At 68.8% G+C, this 20,288-nt stretch carries 19 protein-coding genes and 1 tRNA gene; 6 read left to right on the forward strand and 14 right to left on the reverse strand.

Annotated features, from left to right (window positions below; all coding sequences use genetic code 11):
* Nucleotides 1-25: 25 nt before the first annotated feature.
* From Afe05nite_RS19365 to Afe05nite_RS19400, 8 genes are all read right to left on the reverse strand, one after another.
* Nucleotides 26-862 (reverse strand): hypothetical protein, encoded by an 837-nt coding sequence (locus tag Afe05nite_RS19365; RefSeq protein WP_203818528.1) that lies wholly within the window; start codon nucleotides 860-862, stop codon nucleotides 26-28.
* 95 nt (nucleotides 863-957) lie between these two features.
* Entirely contained in the window at nucleotides 958-1,539 is a 582-nt protein-coding gene (locus Afe05nite_RS19370) for a GTP-binding protein (RefSeq protein WP_203818529.1), read from the reverse strand.
* A 22-nt stretch (nucleotides 1,540-1,561) separates the two neighbouring features.
* Nucleotides 1,562-2,020: a DUF742 domain-containing protein gene (locus tag Afe05nite_RS19375; RefSeq protein ID WP_203818530.1), complete on the reverse strand. Its 459-nt coding sequence runs from the start codon at nucleotides 2,018-2,020 to the stop codon at nucleotides 1,562-1,564.
* Nucleotides 2,017-2,484: a roadblock/LC7 domain-containing protein gene (locus Afe05nite_RS19380; protein WP_203818531.1), complete on the reverse strand. Its 468-nt coding sequence runs from the start codon at nucleotides 2,482-2,484 to the stop codon at nucleotides 2,017-2,019. Before Afe05nite_RS19380 ends, Afe05nite_RS19375 begins: the two co-directional genes overlap by 4 nt.
* Nucleotides 2,481-5,462 (reverse strand): sensor histidine kinase, encoded by a 2,982-nt coding sequence (locus Afe05nite_RS19385; RefSeq protein ID WP_203818532.1) that lies wholly within the window; start codon nucleotides 5,460-5,462, stop codon nucleotides 2,481-2,483. Before Afe05nite_RS19385 ends, Afe05nite_RS19380 begins: the two co-directional genes overlap by 4 nt.
* Nucleotides 5,449-6,546, reverse strand: a complete 1,098-nt coding sequence (locus tag Afe05nite_RS19390) for a hypothetical protein (RefSeq protein ID WP_239117978.1) — start codon at nucleotides 6,544-6,546, stop codon at nucleotides 5,449-5,451. Before Afe05nite_RS19390 ends, Afe05nite_RS19385 begins: the two co-directional genes overlap by 14 nt.
* A 485-nt stretch (nucleotides 6,547-7,031) precedes the next feature.
* Entirely contained in the window at nucleotides 7,032-8,702 is a 1,671-nt protein-coding gene (locus Afe05nite_RS19395; protein ID WP_203818533.1) for a DUF885 domain-containing protein, read from the reverse strand.
* Nucleotides 8,703-8,728: 26 nt separating this feature from the next.
* Nucleotides 8,729-9,787, reverse strand: coding sequence for a PHP domain-containing protein (locus Afe05nite_RS19400; RefSeq protein WP_203818534.1), 1,059 nt, complete (start codon nucleotides 9,785-9,787; stop codon nucleotides 8,729-8,731).
* Nucleotides 9,788-9,817: 30 nt separating this feature from the next.
* Here Afe05nite_RS19400 and mtnA point away from each other — a divergent pair, with 30 nt between their 5' ends.
* A complete protein-coding gene (gene mtnA, locus Afe05nite_RS19405; protein WP_203818535.1) occupies nucleotides 9,818-10,780 on the forward strand; it encodes an S-methyl-5-thioribose-1-phosphate isomerase in 963 nt (320 codons plus the stop codon).
* On the opposite strand, the gene Afe05nite_RS19410 is transcribed toward mtnA, so the two are convergent.
* Genes Afe05nite_RS19410 through Afe05nite_RS19420 form a run of 3 tightly spaced genes read right to left on the reverse strand, consistent with a single transcriptional unit; the run spans nucleotide 10,777 to nucleotide 13,151 of the window.
* Nucleotides 10,777-11,349, reverse strand: a complete 573-nt coding sequence (locus tag Afe05nite_RS19410; RefSeq protein ID WP_203818536.1) for a DinB family protein — start codon at nucleotides 11,347-11,349, stop codon at nucleotides 10,777-10,779. The two genes, mtnA and Afe05nite_RS19410, sit on opposite strands and share 4 nt — an antisense overlap.
* A gap of 37 nt (nucleotides 11,350-11,386) precedes the next feature.
* Nucleotides 11,387-12,376 (reverse strand): prephenate dehydrogenase, encoded by a 990-nt coding sequence (locus Afe05nite_RS19415; RefSeq protein WP_203818537.1) that lies wholly within the window; start codon nucleotides 12,374-12,376, stop codon nucleotides 11,387-11,389.
* Between the two features lie 34 nt (nucleotides 12,377-12,410).
* On the reverse strand, nucleotides 12,411-13,151 hold the full coding sequence (locus Afe05nite_RS19420; protein WP_203818538.1) for a M23 family metallopeptidase: 741 nt from the start codon (nucleotides 13,149-13,151) through the stop codon (nucleotides 12,411-12,413).
* Nucleotides 13,152-13,253: 102 nt separating this feature from the next.
* Here Afe05nite_RS19420 and Afe05nite_RS45100 point away from each other — a divergent pair, with 102 nt between their 5' ends.
* The 3 genes from Afe05nite_RS45100 to Afe05nite_RS19435 all read left to right on the forward strand — a co-directional run bounded on the left by Afe05nite_RS45100 (nucleotide 13,254) and on the right by Afe05nite_RS19435 (nucleotide 15,085).
* Complete coding sequence (locus Afe05nite_RS45100) at nucleotides 13,254-13,736, forward strand: hypothetical protein (protein WP_438868431.1); 483 nt, start codon at nucleotides 13,254-13,256, stop codon at nucleotides 13,734-13,736.
* 361 nt (nucleotides 13,737-14,097) lie between these two features.
* Nucleotides 14,098-14,622, forward strand: coding sequence for a tRNA adenosine deaminase-associated protein (locus Afe05nite_RS19430; protein WP_203818539.1), 525 nt, complete (start codon nucleotides 14,098-14,100; stop codon nucleotides 14,620-14,622).
* Between the two features lie 10 nt (nucleotides 14,623-14,632).
* A complete protein-coding gene (locus Afe05nite_RS19435; protein WP_239117981.1) occupies nucleotides 14,633-15,085 on the forward strand; it encodes a nucleoside deaminase in 453 nt (150 codons plus the stop codon).
* A gap of 94 nt (nucleotides 15,086-15,179) precedes the next feature.
* Here Afe05nite_RS19435 and deoD read toward each other — a convergent pair whose 3' ends face one another.
* A complete protein-coding gene (gene deoD / locus Afe05nite_RS19440) occupies nucleotides 15,180-15,896 on the reverse strand; it encodes a purine-nucleoside phosphorylase (protein WP_203818540.1) in 717 nt (238 codons plus the stop codon).
* A gap of 118 nt (nucleotides 15,897-16,014) precedes the next feature.
* On the opposite strand from deoD, the gene Afe05nite_RS19445 reads away from it, so the two are divergent.
* Together Afe05nite_RS19445 and Afe05nite_RS19450 are read left to right on the forward strand one after the other, a co-directional pair.
* Nucleotides 16,015-16,101 (forward strand) — tRNA-Ser (locus tag Afe05nite_RS19445).
* 735 nt (nucleotides 16,102-16,836) lie between these two features.
* Nucleotides 16,837-17,178: an STAS domain-containing protein gene (locus Afe05nite_RS19450; protein WP_203818541.1), complete on the forward strand. Its 342-nt coding sequence runs from the start codon at nucleotides 16,837-16,839 to the stop codon at nucleotides 17,176-17,178.
* Between the two features lie 199 nt (nucleotides 17,179-17,377).
* Here Afe05nite_RS19450 and Afe05nite_RS19455 read toward each other — a convergent pair whose 3' ends face one another.
* Both Afe05nite_RS19455 and Afe05nite_RS19460 read right to left on the reverse strand, forming a co-directional pair.
* The gene (locus tag Afe05nite_RS19455) at nucleotides 17,378-19,048 is read right to left on the reverse strand and encodes an ATP-binding protein (RefSeq protein ID WP_203818542.1); all 1,671 of its coding nucleotides are present in this window, start codon (nucleotides 19,046-19,048) and stop codon (nucleotides 17,378-17,380) included.
* A 562-nt stretch (nucleotides 19,049-19,610) separates the two neighbouring features.
* The gene (locus Afe05nite_RS19460) at nucleotides 19,611-20,066 is read right to left on the reverse strand and encodes a YaaC family protein (RefSeq protein ID WP_203818543.1); all 456 of its coding nucleotides are present in this window, start codon (nucleotides 20,064-20,066) and stop codon (nucleotides 19,611-19,613) included.
* Between the last annotated feature and the right edge of the window lie 222 nt (nucleotides 20,067-20,288).

The raw sequence follows: 20,288 nt of genomic DNA on the forward strand, positions 1-20,288 counted from the left end.
AGTGACAGCCGCAAGACACGCAGCGTTACACGGGTGGCTGGTTGAGGAGCGACGGGTCATCCCGCAGAAGTGCGGCCAGGCGCCGGGCCGCCATCTCGGTCTCCTCCGGGCGCTCCACCTGAAGCGGAATCGGCTTCGGCAGCGGCGTCGGCATGCCGCCCCGCGGTGGTTGCGGCGGCAGCCGGTCGGCGTTCAGCGACTCGGCGTGAATGCGACGGGTCTGCTCCTGCGCCTGCTGAGGCACCGGCGGCGGCGGGGTGGCCGCGAACGGATGCGGCGGATAGTCGGGGGCCGCGCCGTGGGTGGCCATGCCCAGATCGCGCATGCGCGCACCGAGGTCACGCGAGTCCTCGCCGACGTCGTGGGCCGGGTAGCGCGCATCGGCCGACGGCTGGTCGAACGAACCGTAACGCCGCTCGGCGGTGTCCGAGTCGGGGTAGTAGGCGCCTTCCGCGTACTCGTAATCGGCCGGACCGAAACGGTTGTGGTCGTCGTGGCTCATCCGCCCCGGAGCCGGCGAAGCCGGCGGCGCGTAATAGGACTCGGCGGCGACCGGTTCGTCGAGATCGATGTCGAAGTCGGCGTGCCGTGCGGTGGAAGCGGTCTCGGCCTGCGCCGGCGGGGTGTCCGCCGAGACCTGGACCTGGCCGTCGGCGAAGAAGAAGTGCAGCAGGACCGGCTCGCCGGAGCCCTCGGCGCCGACGGTCACGCCCAGCTCGGGGTAACGGGCGACGACCGAGGCGATCGCCTCGACCAACTCGGACACGGCCGGTGACGGACCGGAGGTCTCCCCGGCCGCGCGCCGGCGTAGCTCATCACGGCGCGCCAGCTTCTCGAGCGCGTCGTCCAACCCTCCTCGCACGGCACCGCCCCTTCCTGTGCGGGTAGCCCCCGCAAACACTCTGCCCGCTGGAAGACCGATTTGAAAACCTCGATCTCAGCTACGCCGCCGCCACCCTACGTGGACTTCGCGCGGATGGCCTTGTCCAGAGCCTGATCGAGGACTACAAGCAGGGCGTCTCGCACGGAAGCGCGGAATCGAGCATCGAAGGACAGCACCGGAACGTCGTCCCGGACGGCCAGAGCCCATCGAACTTCTTCGAGGCTGTAGGTCATCTGGCCATTGAAGGTGTTCACTCCGACCACGAACGGCAGGCCGGCCCGCTCGAAATAGTCGACCGCCGGGTAGCAGTCGTCGATCCGGTTGGTATCGACCACAACCAGCGCACCCAGTGCGCCTCGGATCAGGTCGTCCCACATGAACGCGAACCGCGGCTGGCCGGGCGTGCCGAAGATGTAGAGCTTGAGCGTCTGGTCGATGGTGAGGACGCCGAAGTCCATCGCGATGGTCGTCGTGGTCTTGGTCACCGCCTGACCGGGATCGTCGATGCCGACCGACGCCGCGGTCATCTCGGCCTCGGTGGTGAGCGGGGCGATCTCGGAGATCGCTCCCACCGTTGTCGTCTTTCCGACACCGAAGCCGCCGGCCACGATGATCTTCACCGGGACCGGAGCCTTCTTCGGCTGGTCGTTACCCACCCGGGCGGTCCCGCGGGCGTGGTTAGGTGATTGCTCGAAGTCCACGGATCACTCGCATGATGGTCTCAGGGTCGGGGGTCTCGTTGTCCAGCACATGGACGTCCAGCTGACCGGCGGCGCGCAGGTCGCCGACCAGGATGCGGGTGACGCCGAGATGCAGACGCAGCCGGGCGGAGATCTCCGCCACGGACAGGGGTTCGCCACAGAGCGCAACGATCGAGCGCATCTCCGGCGAGAGCCGCATGGGAATCGCGGCTTGATTGACGGTCACCTGGGTCTCCATCCCGATTTCGGGATCGGCGCCGTCGGTGCGTCCGGACGTGATGACGAACGGACGCAGTGTCGTGGTCCGCTCGTCGGCCGGCGATTCGACCCCGGATGAGGGGCGGTAACCGCCGGCCGCTTGCGGGCCAGACTGCAGAAAAGGTCGGACGCTCGGCCGAGCCGGTCGGGCCGGGTCGTCGGGGTCCGGATAGGTCATTGCTGAACGGCGTTCTTCAACTCGGCGATCAGGCGCGGGCTGAGCGCACCCCCGGCGCGCGTCGCGAACAGCGTCATCTCGTAGGCGAGGGTGCCGAGGTTGGCCGACCGGTCGGCGATGACCCCCAGCACCGAGCCGGCACTGATCGCGGTGACCAGGAGGTAACCGTCGGCCATGTCGATGATCACCCGGTTCAGCCCGCCCAGCCTGTACCAGCTCGCGGCACCGCCGGCCAGGCTCGTCAGACCCGAGACGACAGCGGCCAGGCGCTCGGCGTTCGGCCGGTCCTTGATCGCGGACATCGCCATGAGCAGACCGTCGGAGGAAACGGCGATGGCTTCGATCACGCCCGCGGTCCCGGAGGTGAACGAGTCCAGCAGCCAGTTGAAGGTCTTCGCCTCGGCGCTCAGCGGGGGCTGGCCGTAGCTCTGACCGTTGCCGGTTTCCGTGTAGGGGGAAGTCATCGCGGTTGTCCCTCGTGTTGTGGCTGAGTTTCGTTCAGTGCGAGTGCGACTCCGTACTCGAACTGCTCCATCAGTGCTCGTGCGGCATCCGGATCAAGCGGAGGTACCGGAGCGGGCGGAGGCGGCGTGTCTCGCGCCTCCCGCGGGAGAGTGGCACCCGGAACCCGACGGGCGAGGGGTGCGTGACCGGCCGACGGCGGGGCCGTCATGTCGGTCTCGGCGACGTCCCACTGGGCGCGGCTGACGCCGGCCTCGAAGGCGTCGAAGGCAGCGCGCGCGGCCACCGCGTCGTCCTGGGACGGTGGTGCGGCAGGCAGCGGCGTGCCCCTCTCGGTCGGCAGTTGGTTGCCGGGAACCCGGCGGCGCAGGGGGGCGCCGGGGCCGGCCGCCGGGGGAGCGGGCGGCTCCTGGGCGTACGCCTGGGGCACCGGAGCCTGGTAGGGATATTGCTCCCCGGTGCGCTGTTGCGGGATGAACGGCGCGGGCGCGTCGTTCCAGGTGGGCTGCGGTGGCGTCTCGTTCCACGTGGGCTGCGGGGTGTCGTTCCACGTCGGCTGCGCCGGGGTGTCGTTCCATGTGGCCGGCGCCGGCGCCTCGTTCCACGTCGGCTGCGGGGCGTCGTTCCAGGTCGGCTGGGACGGCGTCTCGTTCCACGTCGGCTGCGGCGTCTCGTTCCAGGTCGGCTGGGGTGCCTCCACCGGCGGCTGGGTCCACGCCGACGGACCGGCGGCGGGTAGTTCCGGCAGCGAGGCCGGCACCCGGCCGGCGACCGGGGCGCCCAGATCCGGTGCGACCGGCTGCTGGTAGACGGTGGGCGGCGACCAGACCGGCTCGGCGTCGTAGACCGGCTCGGCCACGACCGGCGCGGCGGGCAGCGCCGGACCGACCGGTGCCGCACCCACCTCGGGTCGGTTGGGAGCCGCGAACGCGTTCCACGTCCGCCCGCTCTCGAGGGTCTTGGTGGCCCGATCGAGCACGTTCGGGTCGAACGGCAGCTGGCTGCCGGGAACCGAGGCGCGCGCCGCGGAACCGGCGAGGACCTGGGAGAACTCCGCCGTGTGGTAACCCGGGGTCGGGCTCGGCATCCCGTCGAACGGCGCACCCGGCATGATCGTGCTGCTCGGCACCCGGGAGATCAGATGCCCCGGCGTCAGGTCGACCCAGACGGTGACGCCACCCTCGGCGGTGTCGGTCAGGGTCACCTCGATGCCGTGCCGGCGGGCGAGCCGGCCGACCACGAACAGGCCGAGCACCTCGGTGGGCACCAGGTCCAGCCGCTCACGGCGGGTGAGCCGGGCGTTTTCCTCGGCCATCCGCTCGGGTGTCATGCCGAGGCCGTTGTCGACGATCGCCAGGCGGGCACCGCCGCGCAGCTCGGTCGCCGAGATCAGCACCCGGGTGTGCGGCGGGGAGAACGCGGTGGCGTTCTCCATCAGCTCGGCCAGGAGCAGTGTCAGGTCGGCCAGGACGGCCGGCACGACGACGATCTCCTCGGGCACGTCCACGTCGACGCGGGTGTAGTCCTCGATCTCACCGAGGGCGAGCCGAACGACGTCGGAGAGCGCCAGCGGCGCCATGTGCTCGTTCGCACCGGCCCCACCCGAGAGCACGACAAGCGACGAGGCGTTCCGGCCGAGCCGGCTGGACATGTGGTCGAGTCGGTAGAGCTCGCGGAGCCGGTCGCTGTCGGTCTCCCGGCGCTCCAGGTTGTCGATCAGGGCGAGCTGGCGGCCGACCAGGTTCTGGGTACGCCGTCCGACGTGCCCGAACATCTGGGCGACGTTGCGCCGGCCGAGAACCTGGCGCTCCACCAGCCGGGCGGCGGTGGTCTGCACCCGGTCGAACGCGCGGGCCAGGTCGCCGATCTCGTCCTGGGCCTCGACGTCGACCGGGTCGAGGCGGATCGGGCGTACCGACTCCGCGTCGTCGTCGGCGACCCGTTCGAGCTCGGCCTCGGCGGCTCGGGCGATGCGGTCGGCGGAGCCGGTGAGGCGGCGCAGCGGCCGGGCGACCGCACGCGCCATGAAGATGCTCAGCGTGACCACCAGCAGCAGCAGGATCAGCGAGCCACCACCGAGGAGGAAGGCATCCCGCAGGGCCGTGTCCCGGTTGTTGGTCACGATGGCGTTCACGTCCGAGGCGACCCGCTTCTCCACGAAGCCACCGAGGACGAGCACCGACCGCAGCGACGGGAACAGCGTCTTGATCTGCAGCTGCTTGACGGCGTTCGTCGGGTCGACGGCGGCGTTGGTGAGGAAGTCGGGGCCGACCCGGGCCGAGAACGCGTCCTGGGCGCCCAGGTAGAGCTTGTACTGCACGTCGGTGAAGAACGCCTCGGCGTTCGAGATGACCTGCTGGAGCTGCACCAGTGTCGAGTAGAAGAGGCTGACGAAACCGGCGTTCTGGGTGATCGTGGCGACCGTCAGGTAACCGGAGGCCTGGCTGATCAAGTCGTCGGTGCGCAGGGCCTGCTCGAGCGCGAAAAGCTGCCGCCCGACGCTCGTGGTCAGGTCGGCGTTGGCAGAGAGCGCCAGCCCGTTGATCATCGGCGTGATCGCCGCGGTGAACTCGGTGACCAGCACGTTCGGCTGGATCGCCCGGTTGAGGACGTTGAGCCGGGTGTTCTCGATGCGGTCCGTCCCGCGCAGGGCGCGGCGCAGCTGCCGGCTGATCTCCTGGTCGCCGCCGTCGGTGACCCGGGCCACCGCGTCGCGCGCCTTGGCGCTCTGCACGGCCAGCTCGGGCTCCTGGATCAGGCCGGTCAGGAAACCGATGGAGAGCAGACGCTCTTCCTGGAGTTCCTGCACCGCCGTGCTGACCCGGGTGGCGAGCTGGACGACGTCCAGCGTCTTCTGCGCGGTCTGGGCGTCGTTGACGCGGGTGACGATGATCGGCACGCTCAGCGCCACGACGCCGAGCAGCGGGACCAGTACGAGCAGGGCCAGCTTGCCGAGGATGCGGAGTTTACCGAAGAGCACCGGAACGCTCCCGCCGTGTCGGGTCGTTGTCGCCGTACGCCGGGGCCAGGTCGTACTGTCCGCCGTACGGGCCGGTGGGCCGGTTCGGCGGGATGTCCCGGGTCGACTCGCCCACGCCGGCGGCCGGAGTCGCCGTCGTGTCCTCGCGGCGCCGCATGATCACTGGCAGGACCAGCGCGGCGATCACCAGCAGCACGGCCAGTGCGCCCGCGATCAGGGCCTCGATCCGCCGGTAGCTCAGGGTGTCGGACCGGTCGTCGAGGAGTGCGGCCATCTCCTTGAGCGTCACGCCGGCGAGCGCGTTCAGGGCGGTCTGCAGAGCGGTCTGCGCCGTCGACATGGTCGCGGCGTTCGGGATACCGCCGGGGTTGGCGCCGCGGGTCATCGACTCGACGCCGCGCCGGAACGAGTCGAGCGTGGTGACCAGGCTGCCGCTCAGGGTAGGGCTGCTGGTGTTGTCGACCGCGGCCTGCAAGCTCTCGGTGAGGGAGTTCACCGAGTCCTGCACGGCCAGCACCTCCTGGCCGAACTGGACGACCAGGGTGGCCTTGGCGTTGCCGGAGGCGGCCTGCAGGGCCTGCGCGTAGTCGGCCATCCGGCTCACCCGGACGACCGTGGTCGGCATGTCGACGGCGGCCGCCTGCTGGAGGTTGGACATGTCACTGTCCGGGTCGCGGCTGAGCTCCGAGTTGCGCCGTACGGCGGAGTAGAGCGCCAGGGTGAGGTCGGTCACCTCGATGTGGGCCTGCAGGAGGCCGGCCTGGCCGCCGGTGGCCTTGGGCAGCTTGGCGATCTTCGCCTGGAGATCGGCCCAGCGCTCCTTGGTCTTCAGGTCACTGCCGAGCTCGGCGTCGACGGCCGAGACCCGGGACACGGCGGCGGCCAGTGATCCGGGGGGCGCCGTGACGCCCTGCAGCGCCGAGGACTGCGACTCGACAAGCGCGCTGACCAGCGGTGCGAGGGCGGTGGTGTACTCCACGCCCTTCTTCTCGAGGTCTGTCTGGGCACGTTGGTCCGAGTTCTGCTGCCAGACCCGTCCGAAGAGGACGGCCGTCGGCACGAGGACAAGGACCGTCAAGATCACCGCGATAGCGGAGCGTAAACGGGTTCGCCGGCTGTTCATTACTTTCGTTCCTCCGCCTGCAACACGCGTCGAGCCGTTGTGCCGGCTACTGTCCGTAGCCGGATAAGCGCACGGATCCGGGCCAATCTAGCTGAGAAATCCTCGGAAAGAGCCTTTCCAAGGGTCAGAATTCTCTCGGCTGATCGGTGGATGGGGCGGTGGCCGTCGTTGGTTGTAGCGCGTGTCTCAAAGAGCCGACGCGTGAGGCGAACTCCCAGCGCAGCGCGGTTGGCGAGATACGGCTGACCATCGCGCAGATGGTAGCGGGAGAGCGGGCGCGCCAAAAGATACGAGTTTAGCAATAGGTAACGATCATGCTTCGGCTTACTATTCACCCAACGTAGCCAGATGATTGCTCAAGGTTTATGAATGGCAATCAAAAAGGCGAGTTGGAAAGACAAAACGGGCCTTTCGCCACGCTTGACGGAGCGAAAAGCCCGATTTGCTCAGAGGCGGCCGAGTGCCTTCCGCAGCGGGTCCAGGCCGAGCGATCCGAGGTTCAAGGCGTCGCGGTGGAACTCTTTGAGGTCGAAATCAGCCCCCTTGCGCTGTTTCGTCTCGGCCCGTGCCTGCAACCAGATGCGCTCGCCGACCTTGTACGACGGTGCCTGCCCCGGCCAGCCCAGGTATCGCTTCCACTCGAAGCGCAGCACCTCCTCGGCCATCCGGGTGTGCGCCCGCAGGAACTCCCAGCCCAGCTCCGGCGTCCACCGCTCACCCGGGTGGAAGCCGAACGGGTTGTCCCGGGGGATCTCCAGCTCGAGGTGCATGCCGATGTCGACGATCACCCGGCACGCGCGCAGTGCCTGGGCGTCGAGCATGCCGAGCCGGTCACCCGGGTCCTCGAGATAACCGAGCTCGTCCATCAGCCGCTCGGCGTAGAGCGCCCAGCCCTCGCCGTGCCCCGAGCACCAGCAGAGCAGCCGTTGCCACCGGTTGAGCCGGTCGGCGCGCAGCAGGGTCTGGCTGACCTGCAGGTGATGGCCGGGCACGCCCTCGTGATAGACCGTGGTGACCTCGCGCCAGGTGGAGAACTCGGTGATGCCCTCCGGCACCGCCCACCACATGCGGCCGGGACGGGAGAAGTCCTCGCTCGGGCCGGTGTAGTAGATGCCGCCGTCGCTCGTCGGCGTCAGGCAGCACTCGATCTTGCGGGCCGGCTCCTCGATGTCGAAGTGGGTGCCGTTCAGATCGGCGATCGCCTTGTCGGCAAGCGACTGCATCCAGTCGCGGAACGCCTCCTTGCCGGGGATGCGGCGGGCCGGGTCGGCATCGAGCATCTCGACGGCCTTGGCGACCGGGGCACCCGAGCCGGCGATGGCGGCGGCGCAGACGTCCATCTCCCGCTCCAGGCGGTCGAGCTCGGCAAACCCCCAGAGGTACGTCTCCTGCAGGTCGACCTTGGCACCGAGGAAGTACTGCGACGCCAACTCGTAGCGCTCGAGGCCGGCCGCCTCCTTCTCCCGGCCCCGCGGCGCCAGTTCCTCGCGCAGGAAGGACGCGAAGCCGGCGGTGGCCGCGGTGGCGGCGGCGGCGCCCCGCTCCAACTCGGAGGCGAGCGCACCGGACGAGTCGAGCCGGCGCACCAGCCCGTGGAAGAAGTCGTCCCGGGCGGGGTCGGTCCACGCGTCGCACTGCTCGGCGACCGCGAGCAGTTGCGCGCGAGCGCTCACCCGCCCGGCGTCGAGTTCCTCGCGCAGCGTCGTCTTGTACTGCTCGACGGCGTGGTCGAACGCGTTGAGCCGGGCCGCGATGTTGGCGACCGCCTGCTCACTGTCGGTGGGCATCACGTCGAAGACGCCGCGCAGCCCGTGCAGGCCGCTGGTGATCACGCTGAGCGCGCTCTTCGAATAGCCGGCGTCGTAGGTGGCCAGCTCGAGACCGAGCCGCTCCAGCATGGCGTCCTTGGCCACCTGGTCGGACTCGTGCTCGGGCTCGAGCACGTCGAGCTCGGTGATGGTGCGCCGAGTCAGCTCGGCCTGGGCCTCGAAGCCCTCCGGAGATAGGTCGTCGGTCCTGTCGTCGTGACCGGCGATGCCGACATAGGTCGCCCCGGTCGGGTTGAGCGCTGCCCAGTCCTCGACATAGCGGTCGGCGAGGTCGTCAATTTGTCCCACGAAGCGACACTACGGGACCGGTGGGGTCACTTGTGACCCCCAGTCCATTCCAGCAGGCGATCGGCTGACCAGGTGTTGACCACCCGCTCCGGCGTCACCCCGCACAGCGCGGCCCGCTCGCAGCCGTTGCCGAGCCAGTCGAGCTGGCCCGGTGCGTGCGCGTCGGTGTCGATGCTGAACAGGCAGCCGGCCTCGACCGCGACAGTGAGCATCCGCTTGGGCGGGTCGAGCCGGTCCGGCCGTGAGTTGATCTCGATGGCCTTGTCGTGCTCGAGCACCGCGCCGATCACCTTGTCGAGATCGAACGTGCTCGGCGGGCGGGTGCGCCCACCCCGGTGTCCCTTGTCGCCCTCGCCCGGCGCGAGGACCTTGCGGCCGGTCAGGTGGCCGAGGATGTCCAGGTGCGGGTTCTCCACGGCCTTGACCATCCGCCTGGTCATCCGGGGTGACTCGTCGCGCAGCTTGGAGTGCACCGAGCCGACCACCACGTCGAGGCGGGCCAGCAACTCGTCCTCCTGGTCGAGCGCACCGTTCTCGAGGATGTCCACCTCGATGCCGGTGAGGATGCGGAAGCCGTCCGGCAGCGCGTCGTTGACCTCGGCGATCAGGTCGAGTTGGCGGCGCAGCCGGGCCGGGGTCAGCCCGTTGGCCACCTTCAACGTCGGCGAGTGGTCGGTCAGCACCAGGTATTCGTGGCCCAGCTCGACGGCGGCCAGCGCCATCTCCTCGATCGGCGAGCCACCGTCGGACCAGTCCGAGTGGGAGTGGCAGTCGCCGCGCAGCGCCTCCCGCAGGGCGGCCGCGGCGGCGGTCAGGTCGGTGCCCTCGGTGGACGCCACCCGGCGCAGATAGACCGGCTCCTCGCCGGCCAGCGACTCGGTGATGCACCGTGCCGTGACGTCGCCGACCCCGGCCAGCTCGGACAGCGTGCCGGCGTCGACCCGGGCGGCCAGCTCGGCGGCCGGCAGCGCGGCGATCGTGCTGGCGGCCGAGCGGAACGCGCGCACCCGGTAGGTCGCCTCGTTGGCCCGCTCCAGGTAGAAGGCAATGCGCCGGAGGTCCGCGACCGGATCACGAGAGGCCATGCGGTAAGCGTATGCGGTTAGGCTCGGACAGTGCGGACGATCGATTGGGTGGACGGGGCCGTCGAGATCATCGATCAGACGGTGCTCCCCGAAGAAGTGCGGATCCTGCGCCTGCACACCGTGCCGGCCCTGATCGCGGCGATCCAGTCGCTGGCCGTGCGGGGCGCGCCCGCGCTCGGGGTGGCCGGCGCGTTCGGGGTGGCCCTGGCCGCCCGGGTGCACGCCGACGACCCGGCCGCGCTCGACGCCGCGGTCAGCCGGATCGAGACGGCCCGGCCCACGGCGGTCAACCTCGCCCGGGGCGTTCGGCGAGCGGCCGAGCTGCTGCCCGAGGGCCCGGAAGCGGTGCTGGCCGAGGCGTGCCGGGTGCGCGACGAAGAGTTGGCCGCGTCGGCGGCGATGGCGAAACGCGGTGCCGATCTGATGGCCGAGCTGTGCGGCGAGCGCCCGCGACTGCTGACCCACTGCAACACCGGCGGGCTGGCCACGGTCGAGCTCGGCACCGCGTTGAGCGTGGTGCGCGAGATGCACGAGCGCGGCGCGCTCGCCGGGGTCATCGCCAGCGAGACCCGGCCGCTGCTGCAGGGCGCTCGGCTCACCGCCTGGGAACTGGGCCGATGGGGGATCGAACACCGGGTCGCGGTCGACTCGGCCGGTCCCTTCCTGATGGCACGTGGCGAGGTCGACGCGGTCATCCTGGGCGCCGACCGGATCTGCGCCGACGGCGACGTCATCAACAAGATCGGGACGTACTCGCACGCGCTCGGCGCCCGCCGGGCCGGCCTGCCGTTCGTGGTGGTGGCGCCCGAGTCGACGGTGGACCTGGGCACCCCGAGCGGCGACGTCGTGGAGATCGAGGACCGCGGCTCGGCCGAGGTGACGCCGTGGTCCGAGGCGGCCAACCCGGCGTTCGACGTGACGCCGCACGACCTCGTCACCGCGATCGTCACCGACCGCCGGGTGATCCGCCTCGACCGGGGTGAACGCCCCTAGCTCGGCTTCGACCAGGGCTTGAGCCAAGCGGTTTCGGGCCAGCCCTCGGCGGCCGCCATCAACGGGTACGCCGTGGCTCCGTCGAGGGTCTCCCGGATGATGTCGGCGTGCCCGGCATGCCGGGCCGTCTCCTGGATCAGGTGCAGCAGGATCCAGCGCACGTTCCAGTGGGTCATATCCTTACGGTTCCACGGCACCGAGTGGTCGACCTCGATCTCGTAGTTCAGGTCGCCGAGCTCGGTGACCGTCTTCTCGGTCTGCTCGGCCACCCGGTCGTAGCGGGCGAACACGTCGTCGATCGTCTCGCCGTCGGCAAGCTTGAAGTTCTCGGCGTAGGCGGCGTAGTCCACGCTCTGCGGCTCGCGCCGGATGGTGGACAGCCAGTTCTCCTCGGTCGAGGCGGCGTGCTTGATCAGGCCACCGACACTGAGCGCGCTCGCGCTGGGAGTGGCTCGCAGCTGCTCCTCGGTCAGGCCGTACGCGGTCAACCGGATCACGTAGCGCATCTGGGCGAGGTAACCGAGCAGACCCTCCTGCTCGTTGCTTACCGTGCCGACCTGAGCGGTCATGTCATCTCCTAGGTTCTGCTGCGTTGGCACCAGAAGCCTAGGAAGAATTGCGGCCACTTTCCGGCCGCATTGTCGCCACAGTGCCGAGATCTTCCGCGACCGCCGTGACCCAGCCGCCATCCCGGCCAAGAGCGAGCAATTCCTCGACCCCGGCGGGCGCCACGGTGGCCGGGCCGGGACGTGCTGGCCATGCCCGGCGGGCATCCCCGGCCTCGCGCAGGGCCGGGACCAGCGCGCCGACCGGATCGGGCTCGCCGAGTTCGGCGAGCCGCAGCTGGAGATCGTCGATCACGGCGGCCAGCACCTCGCGAACGGCGGCCGCGTTGCCCCCGCACATCGCGGCGGTCAGCTCGGCCCGGGTGGCCGCCACCCGGGTGCCGTCCCGGAACGAGCCGGCGCCCAGCGTCGCGGCGAGCGGGTTGCCGACCAGCCGGCGGGCGATCGCGGCGGCGGCCAGGTGCGGCACGTGGCTGATCCCGGCGACGGCCCGGTCGTGCTCGGCCGCGGTGGCCGGGACGACCCGCGCGCCCATCGCGGTGCACAACGCCGCCACGGTCAGCCAGTCGGCCAGGTCGGTCTCGCCGGGCTCCAGGCAGAGCACCCAGGCGCATCCGTCGAACAGCTCGGGGTCGGCCGCGGCGAAGCCGGACGTCTCCTTGCCGGCCATCGGGTGCCCGCCCACGAACCGCCGGATGCCGTGCTCGGCGGCCAGCTCGCGTACCGGCCCCTTGACCGAGGTCACGTCGGTGAGCAGAGCGCCGTGCCCAGCCGGTCCGGCCTCGTCGCCCAGCCGGGCCAGCTCGCCCAGCACGCCGGGCAGGCCGGGGAGCGGCACCGCCAGGGCGACGATCTCGGCCCCCTCGACCGCCTCGGCGATCGAGTCGGCGGCACCGGCCAGTTCGCGCGTCACCGGGTCGGTGTCATATCCGGTCACCGCGTGCCCGGCCGCCGCCAGCGCCTTGAGCAGCGAACCGCCGATCAGCCCGAGTCCGATGACCGCCACCTTCACCCGGGCACTCTCCCACACCCGGCCGTTCAGCCCGGTGGTGCGCCCCGCGCGCTTACGCCTTGCAGTTGTGCGAGGACTTCCAGGCCTTCACGGTGGCGACCGGGCTCTTCTGGCCGTCGGCGCGCCACGAGGTCAGGAACGTGGCCGGCCAGACCACGCCCCGGCGCACCTTCCAGTCGCCGACCTTGGCGCACGGCGGCGAGATGCCGTAGTGCAGGTGGCAGACGCCGTTCGCGTTGCCGGTGTGGCCCACCTTGCCGAGCGGCCGGCCGGCGGTGACCCGGACGCCGGCGCGGATGTCCGTGAGCACCTTGCTGAAGTGCGAGCCGTAATAGCGGACCCCGTCGTCGCCGAGGAGCGACACCGACAGGCCACCGTTGTTCGGCCCGTCCGCCGAACCCTTCACGTACACGTCCGTGCGGCTCACCTCGAGCACGACGCCGCTCGTCGTGGCCACGACGGTCTCCCCGCAGTCGGCGAAGATGTCGGTGGCCGGATATTTCGAGTGGGTCGGGTGGAACGCCACGTTCGACGCCTTGACCGGGAAGACGTATTTCACCTTGACCGCGGGGGTCTTGGCGCTCGGGGCGACGCTGGCGCTCGGGCTCGGCGTGGTCGAGGTCGCCGGTGCCGACGAGGGCAGCTTCAGCCCGGGGGTGATCGTCGGCGCGGCCGTCGCCGGATTGACGAATCGCGGGGTGGCGGCTGTCGACGCGCCGCCCGGCGATCCGGCGCAGGCGGTCAGGAACAGTGCCGACGCGGCCAGTCCGGCGAGGGTACGGATCAGACGCATCGTGCCATCGTGGCAGAACTCGCCCCGAACCGCCGTCCCGTGCCGATGCTTCCGACCCGGCTAGGCTGCGAGGAGACGGTCCCGCGAGACGGAGGTACGCCGGTGGCCCAGCGGAACGACACCTGGCCGGCGCCCGCCCATCCGCCGGCACCCGCTCACCCGCAGACGGCCGCTCACCCGCAGTCGCCCGCCTACCCGCAGTCACCCGCCTATCCGTCGGCATCGCCCTACGCGCAGGCGCCCGGCACCGGTGCGGGCCGTGCGCCGTCCGGGCTCTTCCCCGGACCGACGCGGCCGGTGTTCCGCGAGCCGCACCCGGTCTCGGCCCCCGGGGTGATGGCCGGCCTCGGCTCGGCCCTGCTGTGGTTCGGGCTCTTCGGCGGTCTGGCCGACGGCCTGGCGGCGTACGTGTGGTGGACGATTGTGGCGGCGATCACGGCGTGGGTGGTGGCGTTGGTCCTCGCCCTCATCGGCGACCGGGGTGTCGCCGTCGGAGTCGCCCTCGCGAGCGGCCTCGGGCTGTCCGTCGCCCTGGCCTTCGTCGCCAACGCGTGGATCACGACGTACAACTGGCCGCTCTGGTAACCGAGGGCGATCAGTCCGAAATGTCGGCCGGGAAACGTGCCGCGATCGTCGTCGTCCGCACCAGGTCTTGACGAGACCTCCCGCGGTCGGCAATCTCGGCTTCATGGCTCCCTCAACGCCACGGCTCGACCCCGATCGTCGCCGTCGCCGTCTTGAGTTGCTCGCGGCTCTCGCCGATGCGAAAGCACGCGAGTCCGCACAGCCGCAGCGTCTCCGCGGGGCTCGTCTCCGCGAGCTGATCGCCACCCGCCGTCGCCTGGCGAACTGACTTCCCCACTCGATTGGGGGCGTGGCGCACCGCGCCCGCCGTTCTTCCCGCTACCGTCACTCGCTGAAGACAAAAGTCGCGTGGGGGGAAATTTTGTCGACTTTCGCTGCCGCCGTCGGCCGTGGAAAGAACGGATGGACGGCGTCCGAGCTGGACCTGACCGGCCTCGCCGACATCGACGAGGTGGTCGACGCGCTGCGCGACGTCGAGCCGGACGCCGATGTGGCGCTGCTCTTCGTCGAGAGTGACGATCAGTACCTCGCGATCCTGCGTCTCGACGAGGGGGATGACCTGCGGGTGTTCGGCTCCGACTCGGCGTTCGCCGAGGAGTCGCGGATCGGCTCGGTGCTGCTCGGCGAGATCGAGGCACCGGCCCTGGAGATCGACGAGCTGACCTCGTCGGCCGCCGCCGACGACGAGGACGACGAGGACCGGCCGAGCGCCGATCCCGACGCCGACCCGGTCGGTGACGCGGATCTGCTCAACGATCTCGGGATCACCTCGCAACGGCTGCTCGGCCTGTGTGGCAAGGAAGGCATGCTGCCCTCCGACGTCACCGCGGAGATCTGCCAGAAGGTCGGGTGCGGGGACGAGATGGAAGAGCTGCGCGAGGCGTGAGCAGGACCCGGTGAGCCTGGCGGTGTCCCCCCGGCACGAGGCCTGGATGCGTCGCGCGATCGAGGTCGCGACGGCGTCCCCGGACGACGTGCCGGTGGGGGCGGTCGTCTACGACGCCGACGGGCGCGAGCTCGCGGCGGCCGGCAACGAGCGGGAAGCCACCGGCGACCCGACCGGGCACGCCGAGGTCCTGGCGCTGCGCCGGGCCGCGGTGCGGGCCGGGAGTTGGCGCCTCGAGGGCTGCACGCTCGTGGTGACTCTGGAGCCTTGCACGATGTGTGCCGGGGCCCTGGTGCTGGCCCGGGTGTCGACGCTCGTCTTCGGGGCGTGGGAGCCCAAGACCGGGGCGGTCGGGTCACTCTGGGACGTGGTGCGGGACCGCCGGCTCAACCATCGGCCGGAGGTCTACTCCGGGGTGCTCGAAGCGGAGTGCGCCAGTCTGCTGCGTGACTTCTTCCGATGAAGCAGGGAGCGGCCGCCGGTGCGGTTGTGGGAGTTGTGTCGCGTACCTCCGGAGGGGCCGCGGCATCGCCCAGGGTGACGCCGCGGCAGCACGCTCAGGCAGCGTCCGCGATCGCGGTCTCCAGTCCGATCTTGACCATGTCGCCGAAGCCCTGCTCACGCTGGGCCGAATCCATCTTGTCGCCGGTCTTGATGTGGTCGCTGACGGTGAGGATGGTCAGCGCCTTGGCGCCGTAGCGTGCGGCGATCGTGTAGATCGCGGCCGACTCCATCTCGACCGCCAGGACGCCGTAGTCGGCAAGCGAGTCGTAGAGGTCGGGCCGGTCGGTGTAGAACGCGTCGGCGGCCAGGATCGGACCCACCCGCATGCTCGTGCCCTGCCGCTCGGCCACCTCGACAGCCGTGCGGAGCAGCTCGAAGTTGGCCACCGGCGCGTAGTCGATCAGGCCGTCGAAGCGGGACCGGTTCATGTTCGAGTCGGTCGCCGAGCCGATCGCCGCGATGACGTCGCCGAGCCGCAGGTCCATCGCGAGCGCGCCGCACGAGCCGATCCGGATCACCGACGTCACGCCGTACTCGTTGATCAGCTCGTGGGTGTAGATCGAGGCCGACGGCATGCCCATGCCGGAGCCCTGCACCGACACCCGGACGCCCTGGTAGGTGCCGGTGAAGCCGAGCATCCCGCGGACCTGGGTGTAGCACTTGGCGTCCTGCAGGAAGTTCTCCGCGATCCACTTCGCCCGCATCGGGTCGCCGGGAAGCAGAACCCGCTCGGCGATGTCGCCCGGTTGCCCGCCGATGTGCACGCTCATGCTTCGCGCTCCTCTGCTCGCTTCGTCATGCCGCCGATCCTGCCAGTTCAGCGCCTACTTCTCGGGCAATGGGTGACCCGGCGTCGGGCCCCCTCGCGGCTCCTGTAACCTACTTCGCGGTGGTGTGTCCGAGCGGCCTAAGGAGCACGCCTCGAAAGCGTGTGAGGGTGCAAGCCCTCCAAGGGTTCAAATCCCTTCACCACCGCGCACAAGCCCGGCGGTTCCGGAAACGGAGCCGCCGGGCTTTTTCGTGGCCCGGTGGCGATCACGCTCGGTGGTGAAAGATCCCTCGGCCGTACGGTCCGGTCGGTGATCGGCCGTTCGGCTGTTCGCCAAGATCAGATGTCATATACGTAACGCCGTCGTTTCGGCGTCGAGAGGCCTTGGTCCCCACCTGTAGTGATTACTTTGCGTGGTGGTTAGGGAACCGCCCTAATACCTAGGGTGTAGCGCAAGTCACGCGGCCAAAAACCACCGGATCAGACAATGCGGTCCAACCGGCTGGCGAGAATATTTCACAAGATTGCTGTAGGCCGATGTCCGGTGACTGTCCTAGATTTGACACGTGAGAGTTGAGCATCACTGGTGGAATGGTGACGTCCGTGTCGCACGCCGCGACGTCTACGTCCGCACCGACGGCGAACTGTGGGAAGTCGAAGCTCAGATGGGTGGGCCGCAGGGTAAGTCGAAGGTGCAATCGTGTCCAGGCAAGACCTCGGCCTTGATCCTGGCGGACGCGTGGCGTGGTCCACGCTGGCATTGGCGCGAGATCTAAGCGCGTCGTCGGGCCGGCTGCGCCGCTCACTATGACAATCCATCGGCCAGCCGAACTTTTTTCGAACGGGTCGGACCTCTTCGGAGGCCCGGCCCGTTCGCGTTCCGCGCCGGTCGGACTTGCTGTCCGGGTGAGAGCGCTTTCCTGGATCTAGCGTTCTGCCCCATGCAGGCCTTTGTCACCGATCACCGTTGCGACGTCGCGGTGCTGCATCTCAAGGGTGAACTGGACGCCGAGACCGCCGAGAAACTTCGCATCACACTGGCCGAACTGTTGGAACGCCAAGTGCCCCGGATCGTGGTCGACCTGACCGACCTGAAGTTCTGTGACTCGATCGGGTTGAGCGCCTTCATAACGAGCAAGCAGGTGATCACCGCCCGTGGTGGCTGGCTCAGCTTCGCCGGCTCCACCCCGTTCCTGACCCGATTACTCGAGACCGTCGGCCTGAGCCGATATTTCGCGATATTCCCGGAAGTCGAGGATGCGATAGCCGCGTCGCAGCTCTGACCCACCCCCCAAGAACTAGGCCGGACCCATGGGTCCGGCCTAGTTCGTGCCGGAAGATCGTTGAGGGGCTGGCGGCCGGCCCCAACATGGCGCTGCCTGCCGCCAGCGCTCGTGTGTCAGATGAGGCGTGCGCGCATCCCTGTGAACGCGGGCGAACGAGACGGAAACTGAGAATTGTTCTCCCCCCAAGCTTGACCTGTCAGGTCGCGGACCAGGTTGTCGAGCGCGAGCGGTGTTTGCCGTTCATCTGGACGAGGTTCTTGTCGCGAAGGCTCTGGAGTGCTCGGACGACCTGGTGATAGGCGAGTCCAGTTGCTTCTTCGACGCGGGCTCTTGAGGTTTCCGCTCGGCGGACAAATTCGAGCACCGCACGCTCGTTTGGGGTCAGGCCGAGTGACGATATCGCCTTGCCCGGCGCTGGTCGGTCGAAGAGGCCGGCCTCTTCGGCACGGGTTCCGATCAGCCGGTAGACGGTTGTCCCTCGCGTACCAGACTGTTCGATCAGCCTGCGGTCGACTAGGTCCCGGAGATCACGGCTTGCCGCCCGGCTGTCCCGAACGCCGGTCGAGGCGCGATAGCTGCTGTTGTTGAGAGCGATGCCGTTGCGCATCATCACCAGCGCGGTCATCTGGGCTCTCGTCAGGGGGTACCCGTCGAGGGACCCCAGCCAGTTCAGGGCCTCTTCGTCCAGCAACGTGTGATTGGGAAATTCTGCGGAGAAGGAGGCTATGTCGTCGGCGAAACTGGGTGGCTCCATCCCTGCGTCAGTCAACGCCAGAAGCATCCGGGCGATGCCGGTTCCACGGTTTTCGCAGACCATGTGACCATCGCCGAAGGGGGTGTCCTCCAGAATCTTCAAAAGTGCCTTGTTACGAGAGGATGTGACCGTGGTGACGCCCAGGGACCGCACATCGACGGGGCCGTACAGGCCACCGGGATTCCGGATCAGGAGGCGGTCAGGGTACATCTCGACCTGGACCTGAGTTCCTCTCGCAAATTCCGAGTAATCCCTGTGAACGATCGCGTTGACCAGGGCTTCTCGGAGAACCTCTTCGGGATACTCCCACTCTTCGGTGCGGAAGATGCCGGACACGATGCTGCGTCGTCGCATGTTGCGCTTCAGGAGCCGGATGCACTCGGCGACCATGAAGGGGATGGAGCCGTCGATCGATCTGTTCTCCGTGAAACGCTCCCCAGAGTTGCCCAGAAGCCCGGCTTCGGAGGATGGATAGACCACGAAGGTGATGTCGAGCTGAGGCTCGAAGGTCTGCGGGTACAGGCCGAAAACGAGTAAGCCCGCGAGGGTGGGAATGGCCTGGTCCCCCTGCTTGGTCAGAACGTTGAGCATCATCAAGGCACGCTCGTCGTCGACTCTGCGGAAGATGTCACTTCGGGTATCGCGGATCCGCCGGAGGAAAGCGTTGACGAGTTCCGAGTTCAGATCGTCGGCGCTCGCGCCTGGGACGGGCGCCAGGTCGTGCTTCTGCTCGCGTCGGTTGGACAGCAGCACACTGACCTCGTAGTCGGTGAGCTTCCGGTCGCCGTCGCTTACCCGGATGCGGGACCCTGCCCACGGGCCGATGGAGCGTTTGTGGCACGGTCGCTGGTCTCTGGGCAGTTGCGGTACCTCGCATACGACCACGATCTCGTCGTCGATGGCGACGGAATAGATCTGTGCCCGTACCGGAGGCTCCATCTCAGAGCAGATCGCGGACAACTGCGATTCCTGAGCACCAGCGTCCACCACGCCGCTGATCCGAAAATCGTCCTTCTCGTCGATCCCCAACAGGATGCAACCGCCAGCCGCGTTCGCGAAGGCGCTGATCGTCTCCCAGATGTTTATGGGGAGACCACCGCGGGCCCGCTTCACCTCACAGATCGACGTGTCGTTTCCGATGCTACGGAGGCTGCTTACGAGATCGATGATGCTGTCAGCGTTGACGGAGTCCTCCGAGTGCTCGTCGATCAGCCGCCTTGGCGCTGACCGTCCAGCGTTCCTGTACCACTCTCGTTGTACAGGATTGTGCTACAGCGTGCTACAGGGATTTCAAGTGCTGCGTGTGGTGATGGGCAAGCGTCCAGAGTGCGAGACGGTCTGCGGGTCGCCGGAATCGCATCGACGCGTGTGGGTCTTCTCGAGCCGAAGGAGGGGGCCAACTGAGACGGAAACGCAAGAAGGTCGAACCCTGTGGGTCCGAACTGTATGCGTTTGCCCTGCTCACGCTGGCGGAGGATACGAGATTCGAACTCGTGAGGGGATTCCCTCAACACGCTTTCCAAGTCTGCGCGTCGGTGTCCTCCGGGATGCTCTGCCGTCCTGGCCAGCGGACGGGGGCGAAAGGCGAACGTCACCGAGTAGTGCCGACTACCAGTGAACGAGACGGAGACTGAGAGACGGCTAGAGGCATGCCGCCTGGCCGAGCCCTGAGCGTTCAAGGGACGTCAGTCAGCGCAGTCAGCAGCCGCTCTGGCACCCGTACCTTCGCAATGTCGATTACCTCGCGGAGCGGCGCAGCCAAGACCGACGTGTCGAGGTCGATCGCGCGGGTCCAGGCGGTCGGGTGGTAGCGAACAAGCGACGAAAGGCCGAGCAGCAAGGCCCACCACAGCATCAACGGGACCGGCGCAGGATGGCCACCAACCGCGGGCAGGGCGATTCCACGTACCTTGCCGTTTCGTTCCTCCGTGACCGAGAAGAGGCTATCCAGCAGCCCCCAGCGGCCCTGGAGCGTCATTTGGCGCGGTGCGGGGACGCCGATATACGCGAGAGGGCTCCACGGGGAGAGATCTGCATCGCGGAAGATCGTGTCCGATCCATCGGCGAACGGATCTCCTCCATGCCCCATCTTCAGCGGACGAGCGCCGGCGAGCGAGGGATAGCCCGCCAAGGCCTCTAGAACCTCAGCGGCGGTTCTCCCAGGCACGTCAAGCGGTACGGTCACTGCACCGCCGGTTGCGGTGAGCTCTGTGGCCGGATCGGCGACTGAACCGTCATGGCGGGGAAGCAGCCAGCGGGAACTAGACGGGCCTTCCAATGGTCGAGCCCAGCTTCCTAGTGCCGCTGGGATTGGTGCGTGTGCAAGGTCAGGGTTGGCGGCCCACAGAGCACC

It is taken from the genome of Paractinoplanes ferrugineus (genome assembly GCF_016862195.1).
In the GTDB taxonomy this organism is placed as follows: Bacteria; Actinomycetota; Actinomycetes; order Mycobacteriales; family Micromonosporaceae; genus Actinoplanes; species Actinoplanes ferrugineus.

Bases quoted from the DNA above. Each gene is read 5' to 3' on its own strand.
- Afe05nite_RS19410 (WP_203818536.1), bottom strand. From the start codon at position 11,349: ATGACCGCTCAGGTCGGCACGGTAAGCAACGAGCAGGAGGGTCTGCTC.
- Afe05nite_RS19380 (WP_203818531.1), bottom strand. From the start codon at position 2,484: ATGACTTCCCCCTACACGGAAACCGGCAACGGTCAGAGCTACGGCCAG.
- Afe05nite_RS19400 (WP_203818534.1), bottom strand. From the start codon at position 9,787: ATGGCCTCTCGTGATCCGGTCGCGGACCTCCGGCGCATTGCCTTCTAC.
- Afe05nite_RS19375 (WP_203818530.1), bottom strand. From the start codon at position 2,020: ATGACCTATCCGGACCCCGACGACCCGGCCCGACCGGCTCGGCCGAGC.
- Afe05nite_RS19420 (WP_203818538.1), bottom strand. From the start codon at position 13,151: ATGCGTCTGATCCGTACCCTCGCCGGACTGGCCGCGTCGGCACTGTTC.
- Afe05nite_RS19450 (WP_203818541.1), top strand. From the start codon at position 16,837: ATGCAGGCCTTTGTCACCGATCACCGTTGCGACGTCGCGGTGCTGCAT.
- deoD (WP_203818540.1), bottom strand. From the start codon at position 15,896: ATGAGCGTGCACATCGGCGGGCAACCGGGCGACATCGCCGAGCGGGTT.